Genomic DNA, 17,715 nt, shown 5'->3' with positions numbered 1-17,715 from the left:
TCACTCACTCCTGTTGTCCCGTTTTGTTCGTAGACACACCATTGTCCGTATGTACTTCTATCATATCATGCCCATACAGCCTTCGACATTCTTGGCACATCAAAAAAATACACAAAAATACACAAATCCGGATTCAATTTGTGCTCGAAACATAGTAGAATATAGTGTTGTTTAATTTATCGCTGTGATCCACTTCCTTGACGGATTTGGATTGAAAGGAGAAACGTTGTAGTGCAAACGTTAAAAAGCAAATCCTACTGGCTGTCATTAAGCTTGATGCTTTCTCTGGCTGTCATGGGACTGTTATATGATGTTCTTAACAGCCCTGAGCGCGGATTCGCCGTGCTCAACTCCCCGATCGATCGGCTCATTCCTTTCGTACCCGGAATGTCCCTTCCTTATCTGGGCTGGTACCCATTTGTGTTCGGTGTATTGGCATACCTCTGTGCCAAAGACAGACTTACCTATTATCGTGTACTGCTGTCCATGAACATCTGTGTCTGGATCTGTTATCTGATTTATTTCAACTTTCAGACCAGTGTTCCTAGACCAGAAATTACAGGTACAGGTCTAGGCGCATCCGTCCTGGGATGGCTCTATAGTCAGGATCGCCCTTATAATTGCTTCCCAAGCATTCATGCACTTCATTCCTATCTCGTGATGCGAGCGGTTCTCTCGGTACAGAGCATTCGCCGTTATGTCAAATGGCTCGTAGCCGCTGGCGCAACGCTGATTGTGCTGTCCACCCTGCTGATTAAGCAGCATGTGATCTATGATGCTCTGGGTGCAATTGTCCTTGGTGAGTGCATCTTCACCATTATCACCGGACTGTCCTTACACCGGCGGCGCCGGAAAGGGTCAAAGTGGACCGAGGGGATCAACTGACCCCTCGCTCCGACGAACCGTGGAGATGCTCTTTCCTTCTCCACTCTTCTATAAACAAGCCTGCAAAATAAGGGTCCCATTGGGTCCCTTTTCCTTCTTCCAGGATAGATAGCGCTTTCTCATGACTCATGCCGTTTCGATATGGACGATCCGAGGTCATGGCATCAAAGGCATCCGCAACGGCAATAATCCGCCCGAAGAGCGGAATCTCTAGGCCCGCTTTGCCATCCGGATACCCTTTTCCATCGTAACGTTCATGATGAGACCGCACGCCCGGCAAAAAATCAGCCATTGCATCCATCGGTTCGATCTGTAATAAAATGCTCTCGCCCAGTACCGGGTGGGTCTGAATGATTGCGAATTCTTCCTCACTCAGTTTCCCGTCCTTGAGCAGAACCTCATCTGGCACTCCGATTTTACCAATATCATGAAGAAGCGCGGATTTGTACAGCAAATCTGCTTGCTCCTCACTCATACCACTCAGTTTGCCGATCATGAGTGAATACTCGGCCACCCGCATGGAATGTCCGGCCGTATACTTATCCCTCGCATCCAGTGCAGCAGCCAGCGTGGAAAAATAGCTCTGCAGCAGCTGCCGATTACGTTCCTGCCTCATCTCCAACCGATTAATCATCATATTAAACCCGGAAATAAGAGCCGAAAACTCATCTGCATACAGGTCAGGCGCTCTTCTGCCCAGATCCCCTTCCTGAATTCGGTTCATCTCTTTTGTTAATTCTGCGACTGGATCACGGACATCCCGGATCAGCAGCCAGCTGCCTACCAAGGCAAAGCCAGCCCCCAGCACAACAACGATAATCCCCCATAGGATATACTCTTTCGCAAACTCCTGATCCATATACTGAAGCCTGATAAATGTAGCCAGGAAAAACAGAAATAGCGGAAATAATCCAATGAGGGCCGTGCTTAGCTGAAATTTCCGCTGAATGGATACGAGTACACGTCCTCCCAATGACGGCTCGGTGCCATATTGCTGTTTACCTCGGCGGCGGGCCTCCATCAGAAGCGGTCTAATCGCCCGAACTGTCAGGAAATATTCAATTAACGCATGCATGATGGCAATCAAAATGGCACAAGCCGCTGCCACGGCAACATAGTTTGTCGGAAAGTCCAACCAACCCACTGTAAGCATCCATAGAGTTAACCCTGCAGCTGGCAATGAAAATCCCAGCAGATGGGGCCCCATGACCCTGTAGATGGTCCGCCCCGGAAAACGGTGTATCACCTCATACATTCGGCTCAATTCTGCCCGCTCGTAACGCTCCTGAGCAAAAAACTGCCTGATTGGTCTAAGCTGAATTCGTAAAGCTATACCTTCTGCAACGAACATAAACAGAAGGGAAATAAACACAATCATAATCAAATATACAAGCTCAGTAGTTGGTATTTGCAAGGTAGAGACCATCACCACAGTACCAACAACAAATACGGCTGCGAGTGAGCCTACCAGATAATTGCGCACCAGACGAAAGATAAATGAACGGTATATCTCCACCCAAACCCCTCACTCTCTATGTGCAACCAGTTCTCCCGATTAATGTAAGGGGGAGATTCAGGGCATTGCCTTTATTTTTTATCGGTCAAGCCGCGTCAAAAAATTAATGATCTTCACAATCATTCATCTCTGGCATATTACACTATGTGCATATCTCCATTTGTAGTCATGCTCCAAGCTAAAAAAAGACTGTTTCCCCCAGGAAACAGCCTCGTATCATCACTTATTCTATTTATCCTTCAATCTTGGCAGCCAGAATCATCGTCCCCCGAGGCTGGTCGCCCATCGCATCCGGTTCCAGAGTAATGGCAACTGTGTCATAGTCATTGACTGAATCCAATGTGTAGTACACCGCACCCGTGCCATCATGGCTAAGGAACGTTCCGGCATTCTGAGGTGTATCCCCCTTGATCAGCCATACCTGGAATGCTTCGTTTCCTTCCAGATCAGGCAGATTCTCTGCCTGCACAACCAGATGTGTACCCTTATCGTCAATGACGATGGTCGCCAGTCCATTCGCCACGATGTCCTGTGCTGCAGGGCTAAGCTTCACGGCTTCGCCCATGCGCACGGAGCGCGATGGCTCCTGCACAGCCGCAAGCTGCTGCTGCAGCTCTTCATTCTGCGCCTGTGCCTGTGCGAGCTGCTCCTGTGCAGCTGATGAGCCGGCCGCTTGCTGCGTGAGTGCATCGATCCGGCTCTGCAGCTGCGCAGCGTAGATGCCGAGCACCAGCGCCGCCGCCGCAAGGCCGACGCTGGCCACGCGCCAGGCGCGGCTGCTGCGTGCACGCGCCCGCCCTTGCGGCTGCCACGGCTGTGCCTGTGCAGCCTCTTCTGCCCGGGCTGCAGGCACCGCCGTGTTCGGCGGCATGCCCTGCCCGGGCTGCGCCGCATCTGCGTGCTGCGGCGCCGGGGTTGCCTGAAGCACCTCGGGTGCTTCAGGCTCCGCAGGAGCAGCCGCCGGCTTCGCCTCGGCGCTCTCCTGCGCGCTGCCGAGCACGTTGCCCAGCACACGTGCCCGCATTCCCGGCGGCGGCGCAACTGGTTCCGCCGCGAGTGGCAGGGAGCCGGTGACTTCCTGCAATTCTTTCACTTCCTGGCGGCATGCTTCGCATGTAGCCATATGTGCCTCAAATGCTTCCACTTCCTCGGCTTCCAGTCCGCCCAGCACATACATCGGTGCCAGATCAGACCACTCTTCATGTCGCTCTATCATGGATGTATGCCCTCCCTTCCCGCGTCCGGCTGCAATTCAGCATCGGCTAGCAGCTTCTGAAGCTGCTTCATTGCTAGCCTGACCCGGCTCTTGACCGTACCCAGCGGTATCCCGTATCGGCTGGATACTTCCTGCTGCGTTAATCCCCCGTAATATATGGATTCAATAACCTGCTGCTGATCGCTATTCAATTGAGACAAGGCTTCCCTGATTCGGGTTCCTTCCCACTTACGCTCCACTTCTTGTTCCGTATTGGTTTGTTCGTCGGCATACGCTGCCAGAGATTCGTTCTCTACCGCCATTGTCGCGGCACCTTTCGATTTGCGCCTCAGCATATCCACTGCAATGTTTCGCGTTATGGCAAACATCCATGTGGTTAGCTTCCCCTGGGAGGCCTCGTATCGTTCTGCGTTATTCCAGACTCGCAGGAACAGTTCCTGTACCGTTTCTTCTGCCGTCATTGGATCACCTACGATCCGGTAGGCAAACGAATACACTGCCCGCTCATAGCGGTCATATAAAAGCTCCAGTGCAGATGTATCCCTCTCTGCGATCTGTTGCATTAACCTGCTGTCCTCCATTGATTCAGTCATGCGAGGGCCCCTTTCTTGATCTCCCTCAACATTATAACCTACGAAAAAACATTTGAAGAGGATTACCTTATGGAAGAAAAAATCTGAAAACCTTTCATGAATTTTCCTCGCAACACACTTCACCCTTCCTTTATCTTGCAAAAAATTACAGACTGTGGTATACTCTTAAAGTTGGTATTAAACCTCAACTGATTTTCTATCTTCTTTTAACCCCGGAATATTTTCTTCATGCTGCGACCGCAGCGAATATGTACAACCAACCTATGGAGATTGAAGAACCTGAATCACAATAACCCGGTATAACAGAGTTTCACAAGATTTTCCCATTCACACTGGCGCGGTCATCGGAGCCGCAAGGACAAAAGAGAGGTAGGGCTTTTGTTGTTTTGGAAGTCACTTATTCTTGAGAAGATTGAAAACATACACAAACCAAGCACCCGGAATTGGGTTCCGGGTGCTTTTCCATGTCTGATTACATATTTTTAAATTTAATTATCCGAGCTTTGTCGAAAAGTTTTCACTTAGATGAACATGGTTTTGGAGATAATCACGAGCAGGATGAAAAGCACCAGAATGGTACCCATGGATCCCCAGCTTCCCCCACCGTGACCATAAGAAGTTCCACAGCCTTTGCTGTAACCATAACCGTGCACGACTGGAGCCTGGTTCGCGTGGTGTCCGTACCCGTATCCATATCCGTATCCAAGCGGCATTGTTCCACATCCGTAACCGTACATTTCGTGACCTGTGTATGGGTAACTATGCATTTGTTCATGACCTCCCATATGTCCGTATACGTGTCCCTGTCCGTTCGGTGAATTCGGTTTAACTTCGCTCATTGTTCATTCCTCCTTAGCATTTGCCTACACCCCTAAGCTATGTATTTTGCCTACGGTTGGACCGGGCTATGGCCCTCATTTGGATAAAATGGGCACTTTTCGCCTTGGATTGGCGTGGAGATATACCTGTGTTTTTTCAATCTAAATTTATGTATGCTTCTTCTATCCAAGCCACCCGCCCAGCTTGTCCACAGCCAAAAAAACCCTGCCGGTTAACCGGCAGAGCTCGCTATATTACACCCAGAAAGATTTAGTGATGATGACGAGGAGAATGAACAGAACCAAGATGGCTCCAGTCGATGTCCAGCCGCCGTATCCTACGCCTCCGACTTCGCTCATGGAGAACCCTCCTTTACCAGAGAATTCGTGTGTGGGGCTAATAAACGCTATTATACCCAGAAAGATTTAGTGATGATGACCAACAGGATGAAGAGTACCAAAATGGCACCAGTCGATGTCCATGCTCCGCCGTATCCACCTACAACTCCACTCATGTAAAACCCTCCTTTGATTTGAGGTACAGTTCACTATATGCAGAAGTCCTTTCCCAGACCGGGCTCTAGACAAAAATGGGCTGATGTCCAAAAAGAGTGCTGATTTAGAGGATGATGCAAAGCTGCTTGGCTCTCCCTATTACGTTCTTATTCTTGTTCTGTTTTTTTTACTTTGCACAAATAAGAACTCAACCTAGAAGGTTGAGTTCTTTTCATTTCCTGCCTCATTTAGTTATCACAAACACGAAATCACATAGTCCCCTCGTCATAATCATAATTTTATTAACACAAATCGTAAGAACCAATTTTACACTTCAACTATATATTTAGTTTATTTTTAAGTACAACTCCCCGTGATAAATCGTATTCATAATGATTCTTAAGAAGTAAAAAAATAATATATTTCACCCGTGTCAATCATCCCTGATTAGGGTATTATTCTCAGGTATAACACATTTACATAGGAGTTGATGATAAAGGTGAAAATGAAAAAAGTTATTCTTGCTTTATCTATAGGAATGTTAGTTGGTTCTTCTTCCATGGCTGTGGCTGCAACCTCCCAAAAGGTGCAAGCAACGTTGGCGAACTTCAAATTCATTGTTAACGGTCAGTCCAAATCGGTAACATCCGATCAATTACTTTATAAGGGCAATACATACCTACAACTTCGTGAAGCTGCCAAAATTCTTGGTTATGAAGTAAATTACGCAAGTGCGACCCGCTCTATCGAATTCTCTGCAAAGAGTCAAACTCAAGCAGATTGGATTACTTTAGTTGACTTGTCCTCTTCTAATGGATATCAGATTGATCTTAAACCAGATGCAGCAAATGTGTATAGTGTTACAAAAAACTCCAAACTAGTATTCAATGTAACCACAAATGATCTAAAAGAGAATGAAGAGAAAGTGGTGGCAGATCCTTCTGGCAAAACTATTCGATACAAAAAAATCCTAGGTTCAATCGTTCTAAATAGAACTGATTTGAAAAGAGCCGGTTTGCTATAACCTCATAAAAAAAAAGGAGCGCCTGAAAAAGGATCTCCTTTTTTTTCAACCCAATCCCCATTCTAACCCCTAATTCGGACGTACCTCACGGGATGCCAGCTTGTCCTGAACAGATTGCAGCTTCTGTATGCTGGAGGCATCCGGTTTATCCCGCCGATCGTCAATCTTGACGGATGTAGAGACCCGTTGGGCCCCCGATAGAAACGGAGCTTCATGCAGAGCCGCTATGGCTGTGAAGACCTCGTTCAGCGGTCCTTCGATAATAGTGCTCATTGAAGTCAGCTGATATGTAATGCCACGCTGGTTTTCCAATACGGCCTGCATATCGGCCACATAACTGCTTAGACTGGTCGTTCCTGTTCCAATTGGAATTACGGTCACTTCTGCTATTGCCATCCTGCTCCGCCTCCCTTTTTGCTTCGTAGATTACCGTTGTCGCTATATTTAGCGCAATTTTGACTATTTTTATTTTAACAGTTGAAGGCATCACAATTCAAACTGACGTGAAGACGTCATTCCATTTGGACAAAAATTTTTTTTGAATAATCTTCAAATCTTCCAGTCCTTTTCCTTTGCGGATTCATGCCGTAAATGGTATACTCGGAATTACGTTTTAGTGTGCTGAACCTGTTTACAAACACAAGATGTTGGGTTAGAGTAGGATAACAGCAACAAAATGTAGTGACAAAGCGTTTCCCCACTTCTGAAAGTCATCTTCTGCAATCTCGCGAAAAACAGGATGGAATCACCTTTAAAGGCACGTCCCTGTAGGTGAAAATCGATTTCTCGAAACAGAACTGACGCCGAGGTTAACGGGGCTGTTTGGACTGCACCCGGTTGCCTCTATGACAGTCGCAACTAGATATGGACATAACCTTACATAATAGCACCTTACGGTCGACATACCATTTGCGACTGTCAGGAAGCCAGTGCATTCATGGGCATTTTCAGGCCGTCAGGCGGGGAGTGCTTTTTATATGATCATGTTCTGAAGCTGCTCCTATGTTACGGGGTCTTTGCATGCGCAAACTGTCACCACCGCAGTCCACCCTGATGTACCTATTTTTTTCTCACCGTAAGAAGACACTCAATTCTTTATATAAGAATTTTCCAATTTATCTCTTAATCATGCGAAAGCGAGGAATATTCATGCCACAAGTTGTGATCAAGCCGAACAACCGCCAGCTTGCCTTTGACGATATGCGTATCTCGGTATATGCCGACCGTATCCTGGAAGGACTGGACATGCTGGACAAGGAACGTTTGGTACGCGGGGTTAACAGCAAACTTCGTCGTGACGAAGTAACCGGAGACGAGATCAGTAACGCTTTTATGATGAGCGCACTGGAACTGGTAACCAAAGAGGAGCCGAACTGGAAATTCGCGGCGGCACGCTCGCTGCTTACGTCCCTTTACAAAAAAGCGGCTACCAACCGTAGATACAAATCTTATCCGGACGAGCCTTACGGTGCATTCCATCCTCTCCTTGTAGACCTTGTAAAAAAAGGCATCTACCGTGAAGAACTATTGGAATGCTACACCAAAGAACAAATTGACGAATTGGCGGAATGCATTGATTACCGCAACGATTTGCTCTTTGACTACATTGGCTTGCTCACACTGGCAGAACGCTATCTCGCACACGACTTTGACGGCAAAGTAATGGAGCTGCCTCAAGAGCGCTACATGGTTATCGCCATGTACCTGATGCACCAGGAGCCTGCAGAGAACCGCATGCATCTGGTTAAGGAAGCTTATTGGGCGATGAGCAACATGTATATGACGGCTGCCACGCCGACCATGTCCAATGCAGGTAAAAAGGTGGCCGGACAACTCTCCAGCTGCTTCATCGATACAGTGGATGACTCCCTTGAAGGCATCTTCGATTCCAATACGGATGTAGCTAGACTTAGCAAAATGGGCGGCGGTATCGGTGTTTACCTCGGTAAAGTCAGAGCCCGTGGTTCGGACATCCGTGGTCACAAAAACACAAGCTCCGGCGTAATCCCATGGATTCGCCAATTGAATAATACAGCAGTAAGCGTAGATCAGCTGGGAACACGCAAAGGTGCAATTGCCGTTTACCTGGACGTCTTCCATAAAGACATTCTGGCGTTCCTGGATCTGAAGCTGAACAACGGTGACGAGCGGATGCGTGCACATGACGTATTCCACGGCGTATGTCTGCCTGACCTGTTCATGGAACGTGTAGCCAGCCGCGGTGAGTGGAGCCTGTTCTGCCCGCATGAAACGAAAAAGGTCATGGGCTGGAAAGACGAAAACGGCCGCGCACTCGGCTTGGAAGATTTCTATGACGAATCCTTCGGCGAAGGCACATTCCGCGAGAAGTATGAAGAAGCGGTAAACCACCCACTGTTGTCCCGTATTACGGTACAAGCCATCGATATTATGAAACGCGTGATGAAATCACAGCTCGAAACAGGTACACCTTATATGTTCTACCGCGATACGGTTAACCGTTCCAACCCGAACAGTGCCCATGGCATGGTGTACTCTTCCAACCTCTGTACCGAGATCATGCAGAACCAGTCTGCAACGGTAGTAGAAAAAGAAGAGCTTGTAACCAAGGATGGTCAAACACGCATTGTGATTTCCAAAGTGCCTGGCGACTTCGTGGTCTGCAACCTGAACTCCATTCACTTGGCACGTGCCGTGCCTCATAACGTGCTGGAGCGTCTGGTACCGATTCAGGTTCGCATGCTGGATAACGTCATTGACATTAACAACATTGAAGTACTGCAAGCCCAATATACCAACAGCCAATACCGTGCCGTAGGTTTGGGTACATTCGGACTTCACCACCTGCTTGCTCTTGAGGGCATCCGTTGGGAATCTGATGAGGCTGTAACCTACAACGATAACCTGTACGAAAAAATCAACTATCTGCTCGTCAAAGCCAGCATGGAACTGTCCAAGGAAAAAGGACACTATCCGAAATTCAAAGGTTCCGACTGGGAGAGCGGTAAGTACTTCGAACAACGGGATTACACGACGGGTGAGCGCGTAGGCGAATTCGTAACGACCGAACAATGGAAAGAGCTGCAGGCTGAAGTTCAGCAAAACGGTGTACGTAACGCATGGTTGTTCGCAATCGCACCGAATGGTTCAACATCCATTATTGCCGGATCTACTGCCAGTATCGACCCGCTCTATGAGCTGTTGTCCTATGAAGAGAAAACAACGTACAAGATTGCCAACCCGGCACCAGACCTGTCCGACAAAACCATCTGGTACTATAAAACGGCCTTCCTGGTGGATCAGCATGCTTCCATCAACATGGCTTCTGCCCGTCAACGTCACGTCGATCAGGGACAAAGCTTCAACCTGTATGTCCGTCCTGATATCAAAGCAACGGAGTTCCTTGAACTGCACCTGCATGCCTGGAGAGCGGGTCTGAAATCGACCTACTATGTTCGCAGCCGTGCATTGACGATTGAAGAATGTGACTCCTGCGCAAGCTGATCGATAGATTATTAGATTCACGATGACCACCAGGGCATCCTGTTTTGATTGCAAAATGGCGCTGCCCTGGTACTTTTTTGCCCAAATTACGATCACAGCATCCCAGCGATGTTGATATAGATGCCACATATAGAACCCTGATGTATAAATGAACTAAATATTACACCATAACGAAGAGGACAGAACAAAGCTGGAGAAGCGAAGCGCTCGCCTAAAAGCTTTCTGAAAGAAAGCTACTTCGGAAGCATACGCTATCACGGGATTTTACCCTTTGAAAGAAGGAATCAGAAAACCAGGGGATAACAGCGATCGGAAGTTGTTCTGTCATCGTAGTTATACAGTGTAAATTCATTCAAGGAGTGAACGGATTATGCAAGTACAGAAAATTTTCAATACAGAAGCACCTAACCAATCGACTCGAATTATTGAAGGTGAATGCTCCGGGATCCTGAACTGGAACGACATTCGTATGCCTCATATGTACAAGCTGTACAAAGTACTGCTGCTCAACCACTGGATCGCTGACGAAATTCCAATGTCCAAGGATGCATCCCAATTCGCCCAACTGGATCCGGAAGAACAGCGTACATTCAAAATCAACATTTCCCTGCTGGCTGTTCTCGATTCCATGCAAACGATGTTTGTAGGTGACGTTAAACGGTACTTCACCGATTCTTCGCTTGAAGCGATCTCAGCCATTATCGGACAACAGGAAGTCGTTCACAACCAATCGTATTCTTACGTGCTGTCCTCCATCGTGTCCGATCGGGAGCAAAAAGAGATTTTTGAATATTGGAAACATGATCCCGTTCTGCTCGACCGTAACCGGTTTATCGCCGACATCTATCAAAGCTTCCGGGACGAGCCGTCTCCACAAACATTCTTCCAAGCCATGGTAGCCGACTTAGTACTTGAAGGGATTTTCTTCTACAGTACATTCGCCTTCTTCTACAACCTGGCTCGTGACCAGAAGATGATGGCAACCAGCCAGATGATCTCTTATATTCAGCGTGATGAGAATCAGCACTGCTACTTCTTCGCTGAAGTGTTCAAACAGCTGCTTGTTGATTTCCCTGAACTGAACACGCCTGAGAACATGGACTATGTCTATAAAACAATCGACCGTGCTGTCGAGCTGGAAACCAACTGGGCACACTACACGCTCAGCAATGTTCGTGGAATTGACCTGAACGAGTTGGAAGACTACATCAAATACATCGCCAACAAACGTCTGCGTCTCATGGGCATGGATAAAGCTTACGAAGGCGTGGATGTAAACTGCATGCCTTGGATCAAGCCTTTCTCTGACGAAGCACTCAATGCAACAAAAACAGACTTCTTCGAGGCGAAATCCCGTAACTATGGTAAAGTCGGCGACGACAACGGATTCGACGATTTGTAAGTTCAGATATAACATACAGAAGACACAATATATCCATAAAACACTCCCTCTATGGGAGTGTTTTTGTTACGATTTGTACCCTTCTCCCCATGGATGAAAATTCTGGGATATAATGGAGAAGGTTTGAATCTCCTATTGAAATGAGGCTAAAGGATGGAACGAGAACTGCTTGATCAATTGAACACCTGGAATGACCAGGATCTGTTTGGTCTCATTATCAAACGCATTGAACAGATTCCTGTACCTGATCGGAATTATGACCTGACAGGTCATCTTGCGAGAGCATATAACAATAATGCACAATACCGTGAAGCCATTCATCAGCTTAAGTCCGTTGAAGAGCAAGGCAAATGGGATCCACTCTGGCAATTCCGTCTGGGTTATGCCTATTACCATATGGCCTTATATGATCAGGCATTGCAAGCATTTGAACAGGCTGACCGGCTTCAGCCCTATGATGATTCGACACTCGAATTCCTGAATTCAACCCGTTCCAAAGTTGTAAAAATGCAGCGGGACCGGCAGCGTCATCTAGAGAAGCTGGCTGAATGGGAACAAAGCGGGATCCAGAACCATCTTAGAGCGGCCTCAGGCTCCTATGATCCCTCCACATTTTGGGAGCAGAGTGACTATGCACAGAGCAGCTATGTTTCTTCTCCTTTTGATGAAAGCCAAATCATCTCTACTGAGCAGGAACTGGGTTACAAACTGCCTGCTTCCTATATTCAATTAATGAACATTCAAAACGGTGGAGTTCCTGCACGTACCGTTTTCCCTACAGAAGAAGCTACATCCTGGGCGGAAAATCATATCGCCATTACCGGCATGATGGGCATTGGGAATGACAAGTCCTATTCCCTTACCGGAGAAATGGGAAGTCGCTTCATGATTGAGGACTGGGGATATCCTGATCTGGGCATTGTGATCTGTGACTGTCCATCTGCCGGTCATGATGTCGTGATGCTGGATTATCGTTTCTGCGGTCCGCAAGGTGAGCCCTGCGTTGTCCATGTGGACCAGGAAGATGACTATGAGATCACTTACCTGGCACCGAGCTTTGAAGCATTTGTTCGTGGACTGGTGGATGAGGAAACATTCGATCTGGACGAAGAGGACGAGGACTAAACCGGCAGGAGGCCCTTATGACAACCCGAATTTATTTTGCTACCCACCAAATTGGCGATGTTGCATTCTCTTCACTTCAAGAAGCACTCCATGAATTCGACCTGGGAATCCTTGAAGAATACAAACAAACCGAAAAGGGAGTGATGGGCCAGACACTGCTCATCCGGACCTCTCAAGGGGAGTATATTTTGAAAGGCAACCCGTTGTATGTTGGACAGCTGCAGGAAGAACAGTTTTTCGCCCAGCAGTTAGCTCAGCACACCGCCATTCCTGTACCCGTTCCCTACCTGCTGCAAAAAAACACGGACTTGCTGGGTTGGAGTTATGCGATCATGCCTCGTTTACCGGGAAAACACCTGTATGATTCTTCGCTCCAGGCTGGACTCGGACAGGATGAGCAAGAAGAGATTGCCTCCATGCTCGCCCATAGCCTGATCGAACTGCATCGATGGAAAGTACCGGATGCAGGCGAGTATGACCCCATAGCCGAACGAATCGTTCCCTTTGCGGGGACTTATCTTGACTGGCTGTATGGAACCATCCGTCACTGGCTGCTGGATGCCCAGAAGTACTCTGTCATTACGGATGCAGATATAGCTTGGGTGGACGAACAGCTTAGGCTTGCAGAGGCTGCGTTTGAAGCCATGCCCGTTCCGGGATTTGTCATGGGCGATTTCAAGGTAGAGAACTTTGTCATCCAGAAGGTTGGCGACCATGCTTCCGACTGGCGCATTAGTGGCCTGTTTGATTTTACCACCTCCTATTTCGGGGACGGTACGGCAGATTTGACCAAAATGACAGCCATGTATATACATAAAAATCAGCCCGAGCTTGCCAAGCGCTTTCTGTACACTTACCGGGAACTTGTCTGCGCTGATGACAAAGAGCGATGCAAACACTTTGCCGTTCGCTTAGGGATTCATCTGCTGTATCAGCGTATTCTCGTCTGGGGAGAAGCCAAAGCAACCAATCGGGTCACATGGGAGGCAGATCTGCCTTTTGCAGTCTGGGCGCAGCACTATATCGATTCTGTGCTTGGATTGATTGATTAGAGCAACCGATCTGAATGCAACGAATAAGAATAAACCAAAAAAACGGCCGAAATCAGGAACTGCCCCTGCTTCGGTCGTTTTTTATCCTGTCTTGCTAACTAAATTGTTAAACGATAAGTTAAGCTTGGGCCTGCGATACAGGCGCTTCCTGATGCTTCTGCAGAAACTCCAGCATCCGCCGATACACAAGGATCTCATTCGTCTTCCGGGAGAAGCCATGACCCTCATCGTCCAATACAATATACTCCACGTCTACGCCCTTATCCTGAAGAGCCGCCACGATCTGATCCGATTCGGCCTTCACAACCCTTGGATCATTCGCGCCTTGAATAACCAGCATCGGATTCACCATCTGGTCAAGGTAAGTGATGGGCGAGTCCTTCGTTAACCGCTCACGGTCGCGAACGGGGTCACCAAGCCAGTTATCCATCATCGGTTTCCAATCCTCAGGGACGGATTCCAGGAACGTAAACAGGTTGCTTGGCCCAAAGATATCGACTGCTGCCCGGAACAGCTCGGGATGGCGACCAGCAAGCAGCAGCGTCATGTACCCGCCATAACTGCCTCCAACCACAAACAGGCGATCCGGTGAGGAGATGCCTTGGTCAAACAGCCAATTTATGCCTGCAACACAGTCAAGCCTTGGCCCCTCGCCCCAGTCCCTCTCTACCATCTTCACGAACTCGGCACCATACCCGGTGCTTCCACGGAAGTTTGGCGCAAAAATATGATAGCCCTGTGCCAGCATCAGCTGGAACATCGGCCGGAAAAACTTGGCTTCCGAGGCCTGTGGTCCACCATGCGGCCAGAACACCGTGTAACCATTGGCCTGCTCCGGCTTGGCTTTAAAGAAAAGTGCCTCGATTTCCAGCCCATCATAGGAGTTGTACCGAATCAGGTCAGGATAGACCAGATCATCCGAATCAAGCCCTGTCACCCGGTTGGCCGTTAGTGATTCCCAAGAATCACTCCCCGCAGGCAAACGGTAGATATTATGCGGCTGAATCGCGCCCCGGCCAAGAATGTACACATTGCCCGCTTTGGTTACGCGCGTCTGTTCTACCGTATCCAAAGGCATGTCGAGGCGACGCGGCTGCTCAGCATCTTTGCCCAGGATGTACATTCGGTTTTCTGTACCTGTAAGCGTCCAGAAGTACAATGTCTCCGATGCCTTATGCCAGCGAATCATCTCCACGTCCTCCCCTTCAATTTTGCACAAAGGTCGGAACTCGCGGGTATCCAGTCTATATTCAGCCACATAAGAGTATTTTTCCTTATCATTGGTGACGAGCAAAAGGCGATGGTCATCTGCAAATAGAATTTCGGATACCTGGCTCTGTCTCTCCGAATCGGGCAGAATGGATATCATCTCCCCTTCCAAGTGCAGGTGCGCTGTCTGATACGTATTGGAATACATTTTCACAATGACGAAGCTCTTCTCGTCGGGACTTATCGCAACCAAATAGCTCGTCGCCTCTTCCCCGCTGTACAACAGCACATCCTCGCCTGTCTCCAGATCGCGTCGACGTGAATTGAGATAATTCGGGTTACCCGCACTCGTCACGTAATACAGTCGCTGTCCATCCTCGGACAACTCCGAGAAATAACAGCGGTCATTCGGCTCTGCAGGCACAATGGGCAGCGGCACGCCACCCTCCGGTTTAAGCGCATATAGATGATAGTTCTCATCGCCGTCCCGATCAAACCCCGTAAGAATATGGCGTCCAAGTGGATCAGGCTTGATAAACTGACTGCTCTGGTTCAAGTACGTCAAGGGATACGGGTAGCCACCCGGCAAATCCATCGCCCAAATATTCGGTTCACCGTTCAAATTGCTGTCAAAAAACAAACGTTTCTCGTCCGCCGATACGGCAAAGTGCGAAATGCGATACGTCTGGAAATACTGCTCTACATCCGGTTTGGGAAACTGAAGCATGACAAACCTCCTTGGGAATGAAAAAAAGTATTTAACGGTGGTGAATTAAGGTATATTTGTCCATATTACAGTAAATTCCATTGTTTACACAATACTCATGTCATAGTCCTTTATCATTGTTGTTAACTTCTTATGCCATCCGTTGTATTCATCCAACGTACAGACATTTTTCTTTTTCCTGTCACGCAAAGGGAGGCGGAGTAGCCCTGACCTACATCCAGTGACTGCAACACATAATGCTGTCCCTCAAGCGCCATCACATCCCGATTATCCTTCTCTGCACACCATGTGTTTAGAGATCGCCAACGTCCGCACAACGACTGACCACAAGCCTTAATCCAAGCCTCTTTTCTCGTAAGCACATGCCATAGCCGCCATCTAGTTTCATGCTCTTCACTCCTGTTTTCCAGTACATATTGTCTCTCATCTTCGGTCAAAAATCGCTTGATGATGGCATCCATGTGTAGCAGTGGACGTAGATATTCCACATCAATGCCAAGAGCGTTGTGTGCAGTTAATGCAAGCACAGATACTCCCTGAGTATGAGACAGGTTGAACTGAGGTCCTCCCTTAACATATGGCTTGCCTGCTGCACCATATTCGATCAAAATATTCGAAGCTTTCTCACTCATGTAGTGTGCCAGTACATATCTCAGAAAAGTCCTAGAGATCGCCAAACTATGGGCTGCAAGTAAAGATGTCTTCTTTTTTCTATGTACGCGCTCCTTTTCATCCGGACTTAATAGGAACATGTCCATATCCAATGTCGACAAAGAGTCCTCCTCCTGATCAGGAAGAGGACATGTCCAGATGTGTACTTCATCTGCCCGAAAACTTGTGGACCTAGCACCTGATGGGAAGCAACCCATTTCTAGCGTAAAATCCTGCGTTCTTAAGCATACACTCTGCATCAGGATACTCCGCCTCCTTCACAACTGTATATCTAACGAACAACCGACATTTGAAGATCCTCGGGATTCGCCATACGTTTCAGTTGAACCCGAACCTCCTCATCCGTCAGAGCCATCGCACACTCTCCCAATTGCATGTAATTCAGTCCGATCACTTCATATTCGGAAATGTGCATGCAGCGCTTTTTTAATGAATCCATATCTGCATAATAGCTGCTCATCCACTTCATACGGGCATATTCAAGATTATCCAGGGAGAAGGATTCAACAGTAACACGGCGGCATTGCTCGGCAACTCTATGATACAACTCGTACGGAGCCACAGAGTAACCACAAGCATTGGAAAAGGCAAAATCCTGCCTGTAGTAGTGATCCCATTCGGTCCCGTTGCCAAGTAAACCTGAGGCCACACAATCTGCAAAGAAGGTTGATGTTTCACCCAGCAATGCTTCCAAACCAATCATCAATGCTACCTGATCCTCCAACCGAGTAGGCGGGCTTCCTGCCCGAAAGCCGAAGCGTACAAGCGGCACGGGCAATCCGTAATGGATTTCCCGATAATTATCATTTCCCTCCTGATTCTGAGCAGGCTGACTGAACGGAGCGTGGAATGCCTTCTGTTGTACATCTGCCGGATATCTCTCCAATAGATCCATGATCTCAAAAGGATTTACCGGGCCTGCCACAGAAACGGCCATACGGGAAGTTTGGTAGTGTGTGTGATACGCTGCGGTCAATCCTTCTATGGTTACAGTGTCGACACTCTCTGTTGTACCCGCAACATCCTTGCCAATTGGGTGCCCTGCGCCATACATCATCACCAGCATCTGCTGCAAAGCCAGCCAAGTCGGCTGATCTTCGTACATCGCCAGCTCCTGGTGAATGGCCGCCCTTTCACGCTCCACATCTTCTCGGGTAAAGTACGGAGTCGCAAGCGTACTCATTAACAGTTCCAAACTGCTAATCAAATTGCCTGTACATGCCAACTGAAATGTCGTTACATCGTAACGTGTTAATGCAGAGGTTGAAGCACCTTCAGCGTGAAACAATGCCTTTAGATCCTGTTTATCCGGATTATAGAACATCATGTGCTCCAGAAAATGGGCAATACCCGCTGCGTCGATATCATGAATCGAACCATAAGGCACAGACCATGAAACAAACGTGTGCCGATAATCCGGCTGTGGAAAGATATTAACAAACAGCCCATTGGATAAACGACGGCGAAAAGGGGCATGAGGCACGGTAATATTCATCAT

Annotated in this window: 16 protein-coding genes; 6 read left to right on the top strand and 10 right to left on the bottom strand. The window is 48.0% G+C overall.

Annotated features, from left to right (window positions below):
• The first annotated feature begins 231 nt into the window (after nucleotides 1-231).
• Complete coding sequence (locus AC3RCI_RS02715; protein ID WP_492472349.1) at nucleotides 232-885, top strand: phosphatase PAP2 family protein; 654 nt, start codon at nucleotides 232-234, stop codon at nucleotides 883-885.
• Here the strand turns inward: AC3RCI_RS02715 and AC3RCI_RS02710 are convergent.
• The 6 genes from AC3RCI_RS02710 to AC3RCI_RS02685 all read right to left on the bottom strand — a co-directional run bounded on the left by AC3RCI_RS02710 (nucleotide 878) and on the right by AC3RCI_RS02685 (nucleotide 5,543).
• Entirely contained in the window at nucleotides 878-2,401 is a 1,524-nt protein-coding gene (locus tag AC3RCI_RS02710) for an HD domain-containing phosphohydrolase (RefSeq protein WP_154896593.1), read from the bottom strand. The genes AC3RCI_RS02715 and AC3RCI_RS02710 overlap by 8 nt on opposite strands.
• Before the next feature lie 232 nt (nucleotides 2,402-2,633).
• On the bottom strand, nucleotides 2,634-3,617 hold the full coding sequence (locus tag AC3RCI_RS02705) for an anti-sigma factor domain-containing protein (RefSeq protein ID WP_336783711.1): 984 nt from the start codon (nucleotides 3,615-3,617) through the stop codon (nucleotides 2,634-2,636).
• Nucleotides 3,614-4,210 (bottom strand): RNA polymerase sigma factor, encoded by a 597-nt coding sequence (locus AC3RCI_RS02700; protein ID WP_492527476.1) that lies wholly within the window; start codon nucleotides 4,208-4,210, stop codon nucleotides 3,614-3,616. Before AC3RCI_RS02700 ends, AC3RCI_RS02705 begins: the two co-directional genes overlap by 4 nt.
• Before the next feature lie 521 nt (nucleotides 4,211-4,731).
• The gene (locus AC3RCI_RS02695; protein ID WP_183525959.1) at nucleotides 4,732-5,049 is read right to left on the bottom strand and encodes a hypothetical protein; all 318 of its coding nucleotides are present in this window, start codon (nucleotides 5,047-5,049) and stop codon (nucleotides 4,732-4,734) included.
• 234 nt (nucleotides 5,050-5,283) lie between these two features.
• Nucleotides 5,284-5,388 (bottom strand): YjcZ family sporulation protein, encoded by a 105-nt coding sequence (locus tag AC3RCI_RS02690; RefSeq protein WP_212677023.1) that lies wholly within the window; start codon nucleotides 5,386-5,388, stop codon nucleotides 5,284-5,286.
• A gap of 50 nt (nucleotides 5,389-5,438) precedes the next feature.
• Nucleotides 5,439-5,543 (bottom strand): sporulation protein YjcZ, encoded by a 105-nt coding sequence (locus AC3RCI_RS02685; protein WP_192262833.1) that lies wholly within the window; start codon nucleotides 5,541-5,543, stop codon nucleotides 5,439-5,441.
• A gap of 485 nt (nucleotides 5,544-6,028) precedes the next feature.
• On the opposite strand from AC3RCI_RS02685, the gene AC3RCI_RS02680 reads away from it, so the two are divergent.
• Complete coding sequence (locus AC3RCI_RS02680) at nucleotides 6,029-6,547, top strand: stalk domain-containing protein (RefSeq protein ID WP_492529781.1); 519 nt, start codon at nucleotides 6,029-6,031, stop codon at nucleotides 6,545-6,547.
• Nucleotides 6,548-6,616: 69 nt separating this feature from the next.
• Here AC3RCI_RS02680 and AC3RCI_RS02675 read toward each other — a convergent pair whose 3' ends face one another.
• A complete protein-coding gene (locus tag AC3RCI_RS02675) occupies nucleotides 6,617-6,943 on the bottom strand; it encodes an MTH1187 family thiamine-binding protein (RefSeq protein WP_095291795.1) in 327 nt (108 codons plus the stop codon).
• A 753-nt stretch (nucleotides 6,944-7,696) separates the two neighbouring features.
• On the opposite strand from AC3RCI_RS02675, the gene AC3RCI_RS02670 reads away from it, so the two are divergent.
• From AC3RCI_RS02670 to AC3RCI_RS02655, 4 genes are all read left to right on the top strand, one after another.
• Complete coding sequence (locus AC3RCI_RS02670) at nucleotides 7,697-10,030, top strand: ribonucleoside-diphosphate reductase subunit alpha (RefSeq protein ID WP_183525542.1); 2,334 nt, start codon at nucleotides 7,697-7,699, stop codon at nucleotides 10,028-10,030.
• 370 nt (nucleotides 10,031-10,400) lie between these two features.
• Nucleotides 10,401-11,432 (top strand): ribonucleotide-diphosphate reductase subunit beta, encoded by a 1,032-nt coding sequence (locus tag AC3RCI_RS02665; RefSeq protein ID WP_095291792.1) that lies wholly within the window; start codon nucleotides 10,401-10,403, stop codon nucleotides 11,430-11,432.
• A gap of 153 nt (nucleotides 11,433-11,585) precedes the next feature.
• Entirely contained in the window at nucleotides 11,586-12,557 is a 972-nt protein-coding gene (locus tag AC3RCI_RS02660; protein ID WP_336783715.1) for an SMI1/KNR4 family protein, read from the top strand.
• A gap of 17 nt (nucleotides 12,558-12,574) precedes the next feature.
• Nucleotides 12,575-13,609 carry an aminoglycoside phosphotransferase family protein gene (locus AC3RCI_RS02655; protein ID WP_492527475.1) on the top strand — a complete coding sequence of 345 codons (1,035 nt, stop codon included), beginning with the start codon at nucleotides 12,575-12,577 and terminating at the stop codon, nucleotides 13,607-13,609.
• A gap of 118 nt (nucleotides 13,610-13,727) precedes the next feature.
• Here the strand turns inward: AC3RCI_RS02655 and AC3RCI_RS02650 are convergent, their stop codons facing one another.
• From AC3RCI_RS02650 to AC3RCI_RS02640, 3 genes are all read right to left on the bottom strand, one after another.
• Nucleotides 13,728-15,545: a S9 family peptidase gene (locus AC3RCI_RS02650; RefSeq protein WP_492527474.1), complete on the bottom strand. Its 1,818-nt coding sequence runs from the start codon at nucleotides 15,543-15,545 to the stop codon at nucleotides 13,728-13,730.
• A 122-nt stretch (nucleotides 15,546-15,667) separates the two neighbouring features.
• On the bottom strand, nucleotides 15,668-16,318 hold the full coding sequence (locus tag AC3RCI_RS02645; protein WP_492527473.1) for a 4'-phosphopantetheinyl transferase family protein: 651 nt from the start codon (nucleotides 16,316-16,318) through the stop codon (nucleotides 15,668-15,670).
• A gap of 170 nt (nucleotides 16,319-16,488) precedes the next feature.
• The gene (locus AC3RCI_RS02640) at nucleotides 16,489-17,715 is read right to left on the bottom strand and encodes a M16 family metallopeptidase (RefSeq protein WP_492527472.1); all 1,227 of its coding nucleotides are present in this window, start codon (nucleotides 17,713-17,715) and stop codon (nucleotides 16,489-16,491) included.

Source organism: Paenibacillus sp. MT124, assembly GCF_058792755.1.
This window is presented reverse-complemented; position numbering and strand designations above follow the sequence as displayed.

Excerpts from the sequence above, each read along its gene's own strand:
- AC3RCI_RS02700 (WP_492527476.1), bottom strand. The coding sequence starts at position 4,210 with ATGACTGAATCAATGGAGGACAGCAGGTTAATGCAACAGATCGCAGAG.
- AC3RCI_RS02670 (WP_183525542.1), top strand. The coding sequence starts at position 7,697 with ATGCCACAAGTTGTGATCAAGCCGAACAACCGCCAGCTTGCCTTTGAC.
- AC3RCI_RS02675 (WP_095291795.1), bottom strand. The coding sequence starts at position 6,943 with ATGGCAATAGCAGAAGTGACCGTAATTCCAATTGGAACAGGAACGACC.
- AC3RCI_RS02680 (WP_492529781.1), top strand. The coding sequence starts at position 6,029 with ATGAAAAAAGTTATTCTTGCTTTATCTATAGGAATGTTAGTTGGTTCT.
- AC3RCI_RS02685 (WP_192262833.1), bottom strand. The coding sequence starts at position 5,543 with ATGAGTGGAGTTGTAGGTGGATACGGCGGAGCATGGACATCGACTGGT.
- AC3RCI_RS02660 (WP_336783715.1), top strand. The coding sequence starts at position 11,586 with ATGGAACGAGAACTGCTTGATCAATTGAACACCTGGAATGACCAGGAT.
- AC3RCI_RS02655 (WP_492527475.1), top strand. The coding sequence starts at position 12,575 with ATGACAACCCGAATTTATTTTGCTACCCACCAAATTGGCGATGTTGCA.
- AC3RCI_RS02705 (WP_336783711.1), bottom strand. The coding sequence starts at position 3,617 with ATGATAGAGCGACATGAAGAGTGGTCTGATCTGGCACCGATGTATGTG.
- AC3RCI_RS02690 (WP_212677023.1), bottom strand. The coding sequence starts at position 5,388 with ATGAGCGAAGTCGGAGGCGTAGGATACGGCGGCTGGACATCGACTGGA.
- AC3RCI_RS02665 (WP_095291792.1), top strand. The coding sequence starts at position 10,401 with ATGCAAGTACAGAAAATTTTCAATACAGAAGCACCTAACCAATCGACT.
- AC3RCI_RS02640 (WP_492527472.1), bottom strand. The coding sequence starts at position 17,715 with ATGATGAATATTACCGTGCCTCATGCCCCTTTTCGCCGTCGTTTATCC.
- AC3RCI_RS02650 (WP_492527474.1), bottom strand. The coding sequence starts at position 15,545 with ATGCTTCAGTTTCCCAAACCGGATGTAGAGCAGTATTTCCAGACGTAT.
- AC3RCI_RS02695 (WP_183525959.1), bottom strand. The coding sequence starts at position 5,049 with ATGAGCGAAGTTAAACCGAATTCACCGAACGGACAGGGACACGTATAC.